The sequence below is a fragment of the Paenochrobactrum sp. BZR 201-1 genome (assembly GCF_044987585.2).
In the GTDB taxonomy this organism is placed as follows: Bacteria; Pseudomonadota; Alphaproteobacteria; order Rhizobiales; family Rhizobiaceae; genus Paenochrobactrum; species Paenochrobactrum pullorum.
The window spans coordinates 69,594-85,521 of the sequence record NZ_JBJDRZ020000019.1 but is presented as its reverse complement, the minus strand read 5'-3'; the positions used below and the strand labels follow the sequence as shown (position 1 = coordinate 85,521).

At 48.5% G+C, this 15,928-nt stretch carries 8 protein-coding genes; 6 read left to right on the top strand and 2 right to left on the bottom strand.

Annotated features, from left to right (window positions below):
- The first annotated feature begins 318 nt into the window (after positions 1-318).
- Positions 319-3,813, top strand: coding sequence for a DNA polymerase III subunit alpha (dnaE, locus tag ACI0FR_RS12255; RefSeq protein WP_404907891.1), 3,495 nt, complete (start codon positions 319-321; stop codon positions 3,811-3,813).
- 167 nt (positions 3,814-3,980) lie between these two features.
- Positions 3,981-5,237, top strand: coding sequence for a threonine ammonia-lyase IlvA (ilvA, locus tag ACI0FR_RS12250; protein WP_404907888.1), 1,257 nt, complete (start codon positions 3,981-3,983; stop codon positions 5,235-5,237).
- A 120-nt stretch (positions 5,238-5,357) separates the two neighbouring features.
- Here ilvA and ACI0FR_RS12245 read toward each other — a convergent pair whose 3' ends face one another.
- A complete protein-coding gene (locus ACI0FR_RS12245) occupies positions 5,358-9,158 on the bottom strand; it encodes a vitamin B12-dependent ribonucleotide reductase (protein ID WP_404907886.1) in 3,801 nt (1,266 codons plus the stop codon).
- Positions 9,159-9,882: 724 nt separating this feature from the next.
- Positions 9,883-10,380: an NUDIX hydrolase gene (locus tag ACI0FR_RS12240; protein WP_374832876.1), complete on the bottom strand. Its 498-nt coding sequence runs from the start codon at positions 10,378-10,380 to the stop codon at positions 9,883-9,885.
- Between the two features lie 330 nt (positions 10,381-10,710).
- Between ACI0FR_RS12240 and gor the strand changes: the two genes are divergently transcribed.
- The 4 genes from gor to ACI0FR_RS12220 all read left to right on the top strand — a co-directional run bounded on the left by gor (position 10,711) and on the right by ACI0FR_RS12220 (position 15,928).
- Positions 10,711-12,102, top strand: coding sequence for a glutathione-disulfide reductase (gene gor / locus ACI0FR_RS12235; RefSeq protein ID WP_404907925.1), 1,392 nt, complete (start codon positions 10,711-10,713; stop codon positions 12,100-12,102).
- A gap of 169 nt (positions 12,103-12,271) precedes the next feature.
- Complete coding sequence (locus tag ACI0FR_RS12230) at positions 12,272-13,651, top strand: class II 3-deoxy-7-phosphoheptulonate synthase (protein ID WP_374832872.1); 1,380 nt, start codon at positions 12,272-12,274, stop codon at positions 13,649-13,651.
- A 154-nt stretch (positions 13,652-13,805) separates the two neighbouring features.
- Positions 13,806-14,159 carry a diacylglycerol kinase gene (locus tag ACI0FR_RS12225; RefSeq protein WP_404907883.1) on the top strand — a complete coding sequence of 118 codons (354 nt, stop codon included), beginning with the start codon at positions 13,806-13,808 and terminating at the stop codon, positions 14,157-14,159.
- A 107-nt stretch (positions 14,160-14,266) separates the two neighbouring features.
- Positions 14,267-15,928: an NAD+ synthase gene (locus ACI0FR_RS12220; RefSeq protein ID WP_374832986.1), complete on the top strand. Its 1,662-nt coding sequence runs from the start codon at positions 14,267-14,269 to the stop codon at positions 15,926-15,928.

The following is a 15,928-nucleotide window of genomic DNA, read 5'->3' as shown; positions in this document are numbered from 1 at the left end:
GATGTGATGTCTTTTATTTCTGTCAGTCTGTTCATTGCGACATTCGCAATTTGGATCAGCGCAATATAGTCTCGGCTAAACTGTCCGTCTGTTGATAAAATGGGATCGCTTAATCTGATAGCGTTCTCATGATTGATGAGGCTGGACTTTCAATATTTATTCCCCGACAGTCATTGTCAGGTTGGAGGCAGAGTCGTCATTAAGATGCGATTTCTCTGCCTTTTTAAAAGTGCTCGTGATAGGGTGCGTCAAATGACTGATGAAGCAATTGCAAAGCGTGATATTTTGCTGCTTCAATGAAGATCCGGGAATGTATATATGACTGATGCACAACATGATCTGCCAGCTGTAATCAATGCTCAGGCACCAAAATTTGTGCATTTACGTGTCCACTCTGCTTATTCGCTGCTTGAAGGTGCATTGCAGATTGGAAAAATTATCAAACATGCGATTGCCGATGATGCACCGGCGATTGCGGTAACCGATACAAATAACCTCTTTGGTGCGCTTGAATTTGCGCAAAAAGCCTCCAAAGATGGTGTGCAGCCGATTATTGGATGTCAGGTTGATATCTGTTTTGGCGATCATGTTGAAAATAGCCGTACTGCGAACCGTCGTGATGTGTTGGATTTGGCGCCTGTCGTTCTTTATGCCAGTACTGAAGAAGGCTATGCCAATATGGTGCGCCTTGTCAGCCGGTCATATCTGGAAACCGCTGATGGCGATCCGGTACATATCCGCTCGGAATGGTTGGCAGAACTATCTGAGGGCATTATCCTGCTCACCGGCGGCCCATTGGGGCCAATCGGCAAATCGATCAGTGCGGATCGTGAAGAGAGAGCCGAGCAGCGTTTGGCTTTCCTGAAAGAGCATTTCGGCAACCGGCTTTATGTCGAGCTACAAAGATTTGCCAATTATGACAAAGTTTTGGAAGCCAAAACTGTTGCGCTTGCTTATAAATACGAATTGCCACTCGTGGCAACAAACGAAGCTTTTTTCTTAAAATCGGAAGATTTTGAAGCGCATGATGCTTTGCTGGCGATTGCTGAAGGGCAGATCATTTCCAATGATGATCGCCGCCGGTTGACTGCGGATAATTATTTGAAATCGCAGGGTGAAATGGCAAAACTTTTTGCTGATTTGCCGGAAGCGATTGAAAATACCATCGAGATTGCGCAGCGCTGCTCCTATTTTACGCAGACGCGTGCACCGATTTTGCCGCGCTTTACGGGTGAGTCTGATGACCCCAAACAAGCTTTGCAGGCAGAAGCCGATGAACTCGCGCGTCAAGCACGCGAAGGCTTGAAATTCCGTCTTGAAACGGCAGGTCTTGCTGAAGGTTATAGTGAAAAAGACTATGACGAGCGCTTGGAATATGAAATCGGCATCATCCAGCGGATGAAGTTTCCGGGCTACTTCCTGATTGTTGCCGACTTTATCAAATGGGCAAAATCACAAGGCATTCCGGTGGGGCCTGGTCGTGGTTCGGGTGCGGGGTCTTTGGTAGCTTATGCGCTCACCATTACCGACGTTGATCCGTTACGTTTTTCCTTGCTTTTTGAGCGCTTTCTTAATCCGGATCGTGTGTCGATGCCGGACTTTGATATCGACTTTTGTCAGGATCGGCGCGAAGAGGTCATCCGTTATGTGCAACGCAAATATGGCCGCGAGCAGGTAGCGCAGATCATCACTTTCGGAACACTTCAGGCGCGCGCGGTGTTGCGCGACGTTGGACGTGTGCTGGAAATGCCATATGGTCAGGTTGACCGCCTATGTAAATTGGTGCCGTCCAATCCTGCCAATCCGGTTTCGCTGGGGCAGGCGATTGAAACCGAGCCAAAAATCAATGAAGAGCGCGAGCAGGAACCGGTTGTTGGCCGTTTGCTTGATATGTCGCTCAAACTTGAAGGGCTTTATCGCCACGCTTCCACCCACGCTGCCGGTATTGTGATTGGTGACCGCCCGCTTTCCGAGCTGGTGCCGATGTATCGCGATCCACGTTCCGATATGCCGGTCACCCAGTTCAACATGAAATGGGTGGAGCAGGCCGGTCTCGTTAAGTTCGACTTCTTGGGGCTGAAAACCCTGACCGTTTTGGAAACAGCGGTCAAACTGGTGGCGCGCAAAGGCATCGAGATTGATTTGTCTCACCTGCGGCTTGATGACAAGCCAACTTATGACATGCTTTCGCTTGGTGAAACGGTTGGCGTATTTCAGGTGGAAAGTGCGGGGATGCGTAAGGCGCTGATTGGTATGCGCCCTGACCGTATCGAGGATGTGATTGCGCTTGTGGCGCTTTACCGTCCGGGGCCCATGGAAAATATTCCGACCTATAATGCGCGCAAACATGGCGAAGAAGAAATCGCCTCTATCCATCCGAAAATTGACTATCTGGTAAAAGAAACGCAGGGCGTTATCGTTTATCAGGAGCAGGTGATGCAGATCGCGCAGGTTCTGTCGGGCTATTCGCTCGGTGAAGCGGATTTGCTGCGCCGTGCGATGGGTAAGAAAATACGTGAGGAAATGGACAAGCAGCGCGTCCGTTTCGTGGATGGTGCGATGGAAGGCGGCGTTGGCAAGGCGCAGGCCAATACGATTTTTGATCTTCTTGCTAAATTTGCCGATTATGGTTTTAACAAATCGCACGCGGCTGCTTATGCGATTGTGTCGTATCAAACAGCCTATATGAAGGCGCATCATCCGGTTGAGTTTCTCGCTGCTTCGATGACTTATGATATGTCCAATACGGACAAGCTCAACGATTTCCGCCGTGAAGCAAAGCGCCTTGGCATCGAGGTGGTGCTGCCATCTGTGCAGACATCATATCGTCCGTTTGAAGTGGGCGAAAATAAAATTTTTTATTCACTCGCTGCAATTAAAGGTGTTGGTGAGGCAGCGGTTGATCACATTGCCGAAGTGCGCGGTGATAAACCATTTGAAGACTTGGAAGATTTCTGCGAGCGGATTGATCCGAAACTGGTCAATCGCCGCGTTTGGGAAAGCTTGATCAATGCCGGAGCGTTGGATTGTTTTGGTCATGATCGCGCTGCTTTAAGTGCCGGTATGGATCGCGTGACCGGCTATGCACAGCGCACACAAGAAAATGCTTTAAGTGGCCAGTCGGATATTTTTGGACTGAGTGGCGCACCAAAAGAAAAATTGCAATTGCCTTCTGCTGCCCCTTGGCTGCCGGCTGAAAAATTGCATCGTGAGTTTCAGGCGGTAGGCTTTTATTTGTCGGCGCATCCGCTTGATGAATATAACGAAGTGCTGGCCAGAATGCGCGTCCAAAACTGGGCTGATTTCTCGGCGGCTGTCAAAAAGGGTGCCAATGCCGGACGGCTTGCAGGTACCATTACCACCAAGCAGGAGCGTAAAACCCGCACCGGCAACAAGATGGGTATTGTGGCCTTGTCGGATGCCTCCGGGCAATATGAGGCGGTGCTGTTTTCTGAAGGTTTGGCACAATATCGCGATTTGCTCGAAACCGGTAAATCTGTGGTGATTACGGTGGCCGCGGAAGACCGGCCGGAAGGCGTGGGCTTGCGCATTCAAACAGTGGTTTCGTTGGAAGACGAAGCGTGCCGGATGCAAAAAGCATTGCGTCTCTATTTACGTAGTGCCGAAGCGCTTAAACATATTCAGCCACATTTCAACACCCGTGGGGACGGGCAGGTAAGTTTCATTGTCATCAAAGAAGACGGTCAGCGTGAAATTGAAATCGAATTGCCGCATCGTTATCGGGTGAGCCCGCAGGTTGCCAGTGCGATGAAGTCAATTCAAGGCGTAGTAGATGTTGAGTTGATTCACTAGTTGAAAGTCGGTTTATCGCTTTGTAACAGTTTGAAACTCAATTCAAATTTGCATATATTTCGCAAAACGCATTCAAAGTTTTGCGAAACATGCTTTAATTATTGGAAAATGTACCAGAAGGTACTATGACTGTGGCATCTTGTCATAAACAGAAAATGATTTTTTAAATGTCTGCCTTCACACAATCTGTCTCCCAAGCAGTGGAAGCGATGCGTGCATTGTTTCCGGAAACCCCGTTACAGCTAAATGATTTCTTGTCGAAAAAATATGGCGCGGAAATTTGGCTCAAGCGTGAAGATTTAACACCGGTTCGTTCTTACAAGATTCGCGGCGCATTTAATTTCATTAGTGCTGCTCTCAATAAGGTGGATGAAAGCGCGGTTTTTGTATGTGCCTCTGCTGGCAATCATGCACAGGGTTTTGCTTTTGTTTGCCGCCATTTTGGCCGCAAGGGCGTGGTTTTCATGCCGGTGACGACACCACAGCAGAAGATTGATAAAACGCGCACTTTTGGTGGAGAATTTATCAATATCGTATTGGTTGGCGACATTTTTGATGAATGTTATGCAGCTTCGCAAGCCTATGCGCGTGAAAATAACGGCGTGATGGTGCCGCCATTTGATGATGCTGCCATCATCGAAGGACAAGCAAGTGTGGCTTATGAAATTGCGGCACAACTGCCCGAAGGCACCAGACCGGATATGGTGCTGCTGCCTGTTGGTGGCGGTGGTTTGTCTGCCGGTGTGACCCATTATTTGCGCGATCTTGGTTGGCCGACGGAATTTTATTTCGTTGAGCCTGATGGTGCCTCAAGCCTCAAAGCAAGCTTGATTGCGGGTGAACGCATCAAGCTTAAAAAGGTTGATAATTTTGTTGATGGTGCGGCCGTTGCAGAACTGGGTGCAGAAAACTTCAAATATTTGCAGCAGTTTAGCGTTGATCAGGTGATGACTGTGCCGGAAAACCGGTTATGCGCCACCATGATTGAAATGCTCAATGTGGAAGGTGTGGTGCTGGAGCCGGCAGGCGCGCTCGGCATTGATGCGCTGAAAGGTTTTGATAAGGCAGAGCTTCGCGGCAAAAAGATCGTCATTGTCGTTTCAGGCGGTAATTTTGACTTTGAACGCCTGCCGGATGTGCGCGAACGCGCCATGCGCTACAAAGGGTTGAAGAAATATTTCATCTTCCGTTTTCCGCAACGTCCGGGCGCTTTGCGTACATTTTTGGATCTGCTTGGGCCTGATGATGACGTGGCGCGTTTTGAATATTTGAAAAAATCTGCGCGTAACTTTGGTTCGGTGTTGATTGGTATCGAAACCAAAGATGCCGAAAATTTCGACAGGCTGATTGAGAAATTCGATGCATCTGGTTGGGCTTATCAAGATATTACCGACAATCAGGTTCTGTCTGATTTTATTATCTAAGGAACGAAGTCATTAAGTTTAAACGCATCGTGGTTTTAAAATCATGGTGCGCTTTTTATTGAGCAATAAAAAACCGGCTGATTTGCATCAGCCGGTTTTTGTGTTTTTAAGCTAAACCTATTAGCTGCAACCGCTCGTCGCGCCGCAAGTGTCGCATTTCAGGCAGGTGCCGTTGCGAACCATGGTGAAATTCTGGCACTCGGTACAGCTGTCACCGGTATAGCCCTGCATCATAGATTTCATCCGGCGGTCAGCTTCCAGTTTCTTGGCCGAGCTTACACTTTCAGCTTTTGCAGCCGCAGCATCAGCCGCTGCTTTATCGGAGAACAGTTCTGTTGCTGACGGCTGTTCCGGTGTAGTTTCAACGGCCGGAATTGCGTGTTCTTCATAGTCACGCTTGAAAGCTGTAGCACCATCACTGACCAGACCTACTGTTGTCGTGCGCGACGTTGCAGAGGCGGTTGTCGTGGTGGTTTTCAGCGTTGTTACATTTGAAGTCTGGGTTGTCTGTGTGCCAGCCGAACCTTTGGCACCCGATGGATTGCTGTCACCGCTCACCAGTGTGGGCTTGTAACCGCGTGTCCAGCCGGTGGCCAGCAGATTGGTTTTACCTTCTTTGATGCCTTTGCCCAAAGCGGTATTGCCAAAATCTGATGTATCAACATGCGCCAGATCATGGCGTCCGAGATAGGAAACCGCCAGTTCACGGAACAGGTAATCGAGAATGGATGTTGCGTTTTTAATCGCATCATTGCCCTGAACAATACCGGCAGGCTCGAATTTGGTGAAAGTGAAAGCTTCCACATATTCTTCAAGCGGTACGCCATATTGCAGGCCGAGCGAAACTGCGATGGCAAAATTATTCATCATTGCACGGAAGGCTGCACCTTCTTTATGCATATCTATAAAGATTTCACCCAAACGACCATCACCAAATTCACCGGTGCGCAGGTAAACCTTATGGCCGCCAACCAGCGCCTTCTGGGTGTAACCCTGACGGCGGTTCGGCATTTTATCGCGTTGATGCACAACCTTTTCGACTACTTTTTCAATGATGCGTTCTGTGACCTGAACAGCACGTGCTGCTGCCGGTGCTTCAATCAGGTTTTCCAGTGCATCATCTTCGTCGTCTTCATCTGCAATCAGCGATGCATTCAATGGCTGTGACAGCTTGGAACCATCACGGTAAAGCGCGTTGGCTTTCAATGCCAGCTTCCATGAAAGCATGTAAGCATTCTTGCAATCTTCCACGGTTGCTTCATTCGGCATGTTGATGGTTTTGGAAATCGCACCGGAGATGAAAGGCTGGGCGGCAGCCATCATGCGGATGTGACTTTCAACCGACAGGTAACGCTTGCCGATTTTACCGCAAGCATTAGCGCAATCGAAAACAGGATAGTGCTCTTCCTTGAGGAAAGGCGCGCCTTCAAGTGTCATCGCTCCACAAATATGAACATTGGCGGCTTCAATATCGCTCTTGGAAAAGCCCATTGCAGGCAGGATTTCAAAGGAGAAATCATTGAGTTGTTCATCAGTAAGCTTCAAAACATCTTTGCAGAAATCTTCGCCGAGTGTCCATTTGTTAAAGGCAAATTTGATGTCGAAAGCGCTGGCCAAAGCTGCATTGAGCGCGGCAATCTTCTCATCGGTAAAGCCTTTGGCGCGCAAGGTGGAAGGATTGACGCCCGGTGCCTGATTGAGATTGCCGTGACCGACTGCATATGCTTCTATTTCAGCGATCTGGTTTTCAGCATAGCCGAGGGTGCGCAAAGCTTCCGGCACTGCACGGTTGATGATTTTGAAGTAACCGCCGCCGGCAAGCTTTTTGAACTTCACCAAAGCAAAGTCAGGTTCAATACCGGTGGTGTCGCAATCCATCACCAGACCAATGGTACCTGTTGGTGCAATAACGGTGGCTTGCGCATTGCGGTAGCCGTGTTTTTCGCCCAATTCCAAAGCTTTGTCCCAAGCAGCACGTGCATGGGTAATCAGTGCCTGTTCAGGGCAATCTTGTGCAATAAGGGCAACCGGATTGACGGAGAGGCCTTCATAGCCTTCTGTTTCGCCATGGGCTGCCAAACGATGGTTGCGGATAACGCGCAGCATATTTTCAGCATTTGGTTCATAAGACGGGAATGCACCCAGTTCTTTCGCCATTTCAGCCGAGGTTGCGTAAGAAATACCGGTCATGATTGCTGTCAAGGCGCCGCAAATAGCGCGACCTTCGTCTGAATCATAAGGAATACCGGAGGTCATCAAAAGCCCGCCAATATTGGCAAAGCCCAAGCCCAATGTGCGATATTCATAAGAACGGGTAGCAATTTCCTTGGACGGGAACTGCGCCATCATTACCGAAATTTCAAGCACAATGGTCCACAGGCGGGCTGTGTGTTCATAGGCATTGATGTCGAATGTGCCGTCTGCATTACGATAGGTCAGCAAGTTGATGGAAGCCAGATTACAGGCTGTATCATCAAGGAACATATATTCCGAGCAAGGGTTGGATGCGCGGATCGGACCTTCGGCAGGGCAGGTGTGCCAATCATTCATGGTGGTGTTGTAATGCAGACCCGGATCAGCCGATGCCCATGCAGCATAGCCGATTTTATCCCACAATTCGCGTGCCTTGAGGGTTTTGATGGTGCTGCCGTCTTTGCGTGCAGTCAGGTTCCAGTCACCGTCATTTTCAACAGCTTGCAAGAAGCCGTCTTGTAAGGATACGGAGTTGTTGGAGTTCTGACCGGAAACGGTCAGATAAGCTTCTGAATCCCAATCCGTATCATAGGTCTTGAACTGAATGTCCGTGTAACCCTGCCGCGCAAACTGTATGACGCGACCGATATAGTTTTCAGGTACATGATTTTTCTTGGCCAGCTTGATTTCGCGCTTCAAAGCAGGGTTTTTGGCCGGATCAAAACAATCATTATTGTCAGCCTCGCAATTGATGCAGGCTTTCATAATGGCGGAAAGGTGCTGTTTGACGATCTTGGAACCGGTGACGAGAGCCGCAACTTTCTGCTCTTCTTTCACTTTCCAGTCGATATATTCTTCAATATCCGGATGGTCGACATCAACGACAACCATTTTGGCTGCACGACGTGTGGTGCCGCCTGATTTGATCGCTCCCGCTGCACGGTCGCCGATTTTGAGGAAGCTCATCAGACCGGATGAACGACCGCCGCCGGAGAGGCTTTCACCTGCACCGCGCAAATGTGAGAAGTTGGAACCGGTGCCGGAGCCATATTTGAACAGACGTGCTTCACGAACCCAAAGATCCATGATACCGCCTTCATTGACGAGATCATCGGCAACGGACTGAATGAAGCAAGCATGCGGCTGCGGATGTTCGTAAGCGGATTTTGACTTGGTCAGTTTGCCGGTTTTCCAATCGACATAATAGTGACCCTGACCCGGACCATCGATGCCATAAGCCCAATGCAGACCGGTGTTGAACCATTGTGGTGAGTTTGGCGCCACGCGTTGGGTTGCCAGCATGTAAGCCAGTTCATCACGGAATGCCAAAGCGTCTTCTTCAGAGTTGAAATAGCCGCCTTTCCAGCCCCAATAGGTCCATGTGCCAGCCAGGCGATCGAAAACCTGACAAGCATCCATTTCGGAGCCGTAGCGCTCTGATTCCGGCAATTGGGCCAAAGCGGTTTCATCAGCAACCGAGCGCCACAACCATGAAGGGACGGAGTTTTCTTCAACTTTTTTGAGCTTGGCAGGAACACCGGCTTTGCGGAAATATTTTTGTGCCAGAATGTCGGCAGCAACCTGACTGAACTGCGCCGGAACATTGATGTTTTCAAGACGGAACACAACCGAACCATCAGGGTTTTTGATCTCACTGGTGGCCGTGCGAAATACTATTTCTGCATATGCCGACTGGCCTTCTTTGGTAAAACGACGTTCGATCTTCATCTGTCCCATCCAACTTCTTGTGTGCCACAGCGCTATATATAGTGTGGCTTGTGTGTCATGCGGTTGATACAGGAGCTTCAATGCTTCCTGTGAAATTCAAGGTTTTGAACTGCTGTCGGTTACCACTTTTGCAAGTTGTAACCATAGAATTTTGCTGAACGTTCTCCGTTGAAAAAACGAGAGAAGCGCATTCTCATTGTGAAAAACGTTTGAATGCAGATGCGGTTGCAAACGGTTTTCATAATAAGCCATACACGGTATGCGGAAAATGACTCGACACTGATTATTACATCAAATTGTGTCTAATTAGTTTACGCACACAAGATGTAGCGTGTCCAGCGTGTTCTTACATCAAATTATGCTCATGCAAAGAAAGTTTTTCATCTGCATGACAAAATGCAGACATGAAATATCATTTCGAGAACAGCACTTTTGGGCACCTATTTTCGATTGAAATTATTTATGTCTGTGAAAGAACGGCCGGAAGATGAATACGCCCGGCAAATCACTGGATACCCAACTACTTCTTTATAAAGATGACTCGGCGCCAAGGGTCAAGCATTGGTTTAAATTAAACTAACGCGCACTAGATATTGTGGATAGGTAATCGAAAAAATGTGGATAGTGGGGAGAAAATAAAAAATGGCGGCCACGACCTTGCAAATCAGACAAAGCCGGAAATGAAGCTGGTTCAACCAGCTTCATTGATATAATCCTACTGTTATTATTGTTCGCCTGAGGTGATCGAGGGCGATAATTGTGGCGCAAAACCAAGGATCAATTTCTTCAATTCCGGCTCTTCAACCCGATCAGCTGCCACGTCTGGCGAAACCCAATCTAATATGCGTTCGCCACGCTCCGGCCATTTATCCAGCTGTTCAGTGAAAGCAACGGCATAAACAGCAACTGTAAAGCTGCTGATAGCTTCGGGTGGCATATCATATTTTTGATAATCATAAGTGCCGACAGGGATGGGATCAATCACGCCGCGAATGCCGGCTTCTTCAAAAGCCTCGCGCATGGCGGTGCGAGCTAAAGTGCGCCCTGTTTGCGGCCAGCCCTTAGGTATGATCCAGCGACCTGTGCCACGGCTGGTAATGGTGAGCAATTGCAATTCACCATTTTCAATGCGCCATACCAAAGCCGCCACTTGTTGCAAGCGGCCATTTGGCAGCATTATTTTTTTTTGGGTAACCACACTATCGGGAGCAAATATGTTCATGGCGAATATTCTCTTTATTTTTATAGTGGGACGATTCGCTAAAATAACAATAGTCTGCTCGTTCCGTTACTGTAACCTGACTGGCCGATTTTCCGCTATTGCAAATGAATATGCAATTGCATCACGACCTTTTAATGAATGCGAATATCATCGAAGAATAATATCTTCAAATCAGATATTATTACAGTTAAGTCATTAATATGGCTAAATTATAACGGTGGGCGGTGGCGGAAGTCCGCGTTTTGACAACAAAAAAGGCTGGTGATGTAATTTGCTGAATGCAACATTATTATATATGCAGCAATGAGCAAAAAAATGTGGAGTTTGACTATGGCGACCTATGATTATGATCTGTTTGTTATCGGCGGCGGTTCCGGCGGTGTGCGGGCAGGGCGATTGGCAGGGGCTATGGGCAAGCGGGTTGGTCTTGCAGAAGAATATCGCATGGGCGGTACCTGCGTGATACGCGGTTGCGTGCCGAAAAAACTCTATGTTTATGCCTCACAATTTGCTGAAAGCTTTGAAGATGCTGTCGGCTATGGCTGGAGCGTGGGAAAAAGCACATTTGATTGGCGCAAGCTTGTGGATGCCAAGGAAAAAGAGATCACCCGTCTGGAAGGTCTTTATCGTAAAGGCTTGGAAGGCTCCAAAGTCGATATTTTCGAAAGCCGGGCAGTACTGGTTGATGCACATACGATTGAGCTGAAAAGCACCGGTCAGCGTGTGACGGCTGAGCGTATTTTGGTTGCGACCGGTGGGCGTGTAAACGGTAACACATCAATGCCGGGGCATGAATATTGCATCAGCTCCGATGAAGCTTTTGATTTGGCCGAACTGCCGAAATCCATTGTGATTGCGGGTGGCGGATATATTGCGGTCGAATTTGCCAATATCTTCCATGGGTTAGGTGTTGAAACAACGCTTGTTTATCGCGGCAAAGAAATTCTTTCGCGCTTCGATCATGATCTGCGTGTCCTTTTGGCTGAGGCAATGACTGCCAAAGGCATCCGCATTGTGACGGAAACCGTCTTCGATGCGGTACGCAAAGAAGGTGATCGCTTGGCTGTTGAATTGTCTAATGGCGAAACACTGAGTGTCGATCAGGCAATGCTTGCGATTGGCCGCCTGCCCAATAGCGAGGGCATCGGCCTTGATAAAGCTGGCGTGAAGTTAGCCAAGGGTGATCATGGTGCGGTGATTGTTGATGAATATTCAAGCACAACGCAGCCACATATTTATGCTGTGGGCGATGTGACTGACCGTGTTCAGCTGACACCTGTCGCCATTCATGAAGCGATGTGTTTCCTTGAGACGGTCTATAAGGACAATCCGACACGGCCGGATCATGAATTGATCCCGACGGTTGTTTTTTCGCAGCCGGAAATCGGCACAGTGGGCATGTCGGAAGACGAGGCGATCAAGCATTGCGAAGAGGTTGAAATTTACCGCGCGCATTTCCGTCCGATGAAGAACACTTTGTCGGGGCGCGCTGATAAAATGCTGATGAAGCTGGTGGTGGATGGTAAGAGCCGCAAAGTGCTCGGCGCTCATATTTTGGGGTCGGATGCCGGTGAAATGGCGCAGCTCATCGGCATTGCTTTGAAAGCGGGAGCTTCAAAGGATGATTTTGATCGTACTATGGCTGTACACCCGTCAGCCGCCGAAGAGTTTGTTACCATGTATAGCCCGACTTATCGGGTAGTAAACGGCAAACGTATTTAAGGCAAAGCTCACGCCTCAAAATATCAAGCTGTTACGAATTGCGCTGGTATATGTTGTGTCTTTAGACTATATCAGCACAATCACGCGCGCCCGGAGAAGAGCTTCGGGCTTTCGTGAAAGGAGGACTTGAGTTCGTAAAAGTTTACGAATTTTTATAACAGGTGTTAACATGACGAAGAACTGGACCCCACATTCCTGGAGAAACATGCCAATCAAGCAAGTGCCGTCTTATCCGGATGCACAGGCTTTGGCTGATGTCGAAAACCGTCTTCGTAGTTATCCACCCTTAGTTTTTGCAGGCGAAGCACGTAAGCTAAAAGACCAGTTGGCAGATGTTGCCGAGGGACGTGCATTTCTATTGCAGGGTGGCGATTGCGCAGAAAGTTTTGCTGAACATGGCGCGGATAATATCCGTGACTTTTTCCGCGTCTTTTTGCAAATGGCTGTCGTGCTTACTTTTGGTGCTTCCAAGCCGGTTGTAAAAGTTGGCCGTATTGCCGGTCAATTTGCCAAGCCGCGTTCATCCGATTTCGAAACATTGAATGATGTTGAGCTGCCTTCATACCGCGGCGACATTATCAATGGTATCGGTTTTGACAGTGCATCGCGTATCCCTGATCCAATGCGTCAGGACATGGCATACCGCCAGTCAGCTGCGACACTCAACCTGCTTCGTGCTTTCGCACAAGGCGGTTATGCCAATCTGGAAAACGTACATCAATGGATGCTTGGTTTTGTCGGCAACAGCCCGCAAGGCGAGCGTTATGCGGCTCTGGCTAATCGTATTTCTGATACGATGAACTTCATGAAGGCTATCGGTATTAATGCCGATGCTCAGCGTAACCTTCGTGAAACTGATTTCTATACCAGCCATGAAGCACTGCTTCTGGGCTATGAAGAAGCATTGACCCGTGTCGATTCTACCTCCGGTGATTGGTATGGCACATCCGGCCATATGATCTGGATTGGTGATCGTACCCGTCAGGCCGATCATGCCCATATTGAATATTGCCGCGGCATTAAAAACCCGCTCGGTCTGAAATGCGGGCCTTCCTTGCAGCCGGATGATTTGTTGCGTCTGATTGATCTTCTCAATCCGGAAAACGAAGCTGGTCGTCTGACACTGATTGCCCGTTTTGGTTATGATAAAGTGGGTGACCATTTGCCAAACCTTATCCGTGCTGTCGAGCGTGAAGGCCGCAAGGTTGTTTGGTCTTGTGATCCGATGCATGGCAATACAATCAGTGCCGGCGGTTACAAGACCCGTCCGTTTGATCGTGTTCTCAAAGAAGTGGAAAACTTCTTTGCCATCCATCAGGCAGAAGGTACTCATCCGGGTGGTATTCATATCGAAATGACCGGTAAGAATGTAACTGAATGCACCGGTGGTGCGCGCGCGATTTCTGCTGATGATCTGTCTGACCGCTATCACACCCATTGCGACCCGCGCCTCAATGCAGATCAGGCCATTGAACTGGCATTCTTGCTCGCAGAGCTTCTGAAAAATGAACGCGACGCCAATCCGGTTGCCAGAGCAGCAACTGCTTAAAATATCTGGAAAGGCGGAAAATGAGTTTTCCGCCTTTTTTCTATGTAAAAATCTTGGTTTCCTGACATATTCGCTTCAAACCCAGATTATCAACTTGGCTTGATCGGGTTCTTTCGGCTAAAGACCAGTTTAAATTTCGCAAAACGGATGAGCAATGCGTCGTATTTATCTGGCCTTTATCAATTCAATCAGAGCACTGAGCCATATGGCGCGCCATGAAAAGGCTGTGCAACAGGAATTGGTTTTATTGTTGATCGCTTTACCAGTGGCGTTTTTTCTGGCGCCAAGTTTTTTAAGTTTTTTGGTATTGATTGGCGCTGTGGTTTTGGTGTTGCTGGTTGAAATTATCAATACAGCTATTGAAGCTGCCTGCGATGCTGTCACTACCGATTTTAACAAGAATATCCAGATTGCCAAAGATGCCGGTTCGCTGGCTGTGCTGATTGTGATTATCGCTGCAGCAACCATTTGGGGCTATGTGTTGATCAATACCTATTGGTTGAACTGAAAGACGGCACATATCGTCTTTTGGGCTAATGGCGGTTGCTGACAATTGCATCCATAGCACGCGCAGGGTAAAGCTTTCTCATGAGTCACATTGATGAGAATCCTGCCATGATGCGAATTGCGATTGCACAGCTCAATCCTGTTTTGGGTGATATTGCCGGAAATTTGGCAAAAGCGCGTGCTGCACGGGCACAAGCTGTCTCTGCCGGTGCTGATCTTGTGCTGTTTACTGAAATGTTCATCAGTGGCTATTCGCCGGAAGATTTGGTGTTGCGCCCAAGCTTTGTTGCTGCTTGTGAGAAGGCGGTTAAAGAACTTGCCGCAGATACCGCCGATCAAGGCGCTGGTGTTATCATTGGCATGCCGCTTTTGCGTGATGGCAAACTTTATAATGCGGTTGTTGTGTTGGATGGTGGCGAAATCATTGCCGAACGGTTTAAGGTTGATTTGCCTAATTACGACGAATTTGACGAAGAACGCGTTTTTGCCAGTGGTGAACTGCCGGGGCCGGTCAATTTCCGCGGTATCCGCATTGGTATTCCGATTTGCGAGGATATTTGGGGTGATCTCGGCGTGGCCGAAACCTTGTGTGAAAGTGGCGCAGAACTGCTGCTGGTGCCCAATGGTTCGCCTTATCAGCGTGATAAATTAGAAATGCGTCATCAGGTTGTGTTGCGCCAGGTGATCGAGACCGGTCTGCCACTGATTTATGCCAATCAGGTTGGTGGACAAGATGAGCTGGTTTATGATGGCGGCTCGTTTATCTTCAATGCTGATCGCTCGCTAGTATTGCAAATGCCGCAGTTTGAAGAGCAAATAACCGTGACAGAATGGGCACGCGGCGAAGATGGCTGGGTTTGTACAAGCAATAACATTGCAACGCTGCCGGATGATTTGGAAGCTGATTACACAGCTTGTATGCTGGGCTTGCGCGATTACGTCAATAAAAATGGTTTCAAGGATGTGATCCTCGGGCTTTCCGGTGGTGTCGATTCAGCCATTTGTGCTGCCATTGCAGTTGATGCGCTTGGGGCTGATCGTGTGCGCGGTATTATGCTTCCCTATCGTTATACCACGGAAGAATCCTTAAAAGATGCTGCCGATTGCGCCAAGGCGTTGGGCTGCCGTTATGATATTGTGCCGATTGCCGAACCGGTTGAAGGTTTCTTAAGCGCGCTTTCTCCGCTCTTTGCTGGAACAGAAAGCGATGTTACGGAGGAAAACCTGCAAAGCCGCGCGCGCGGTACCATTTTGATGGCACTGTCGAATAAGTTTGGCTCAATGGTGATGACCACCGGTAATAAGTCGGAAATGGCTGTTGGTTATGCGACGCTATACGGTGACATGAATGGCGGTTTCAATCCGATAAAGGATGTTTATAAAACCCGCGTCTATGCTTTGTGTGAATGGCGAAACAAGCATGTTCCTGCCACATCCTTGGGGCATGCAGGCGAGGTGATACCGGCCAATATCATCACCAAGGTGCCAACCGCAGAACTGCGTGAAAATCAAACTGATCAGGACAGCCTGCCACCATATCCGGAACTGGATGACATGCTGCAATGTCTCGTTGAGGGTGACATGAGTGTAAGCGAAATCGTTGCGCGCGGGCATGATCGGGCTGTGGTTAAACGCATTGAGCATTTGGTGTATATTGCTGAATATAAACGCCGACAATCTGCACCGGGGGTAAAAATTACCACGAAAAATTTTGGTCGTGATCGGCGTTATCCGATCACCAATCGCTATAGAGACATTTTAGAAAAGTAA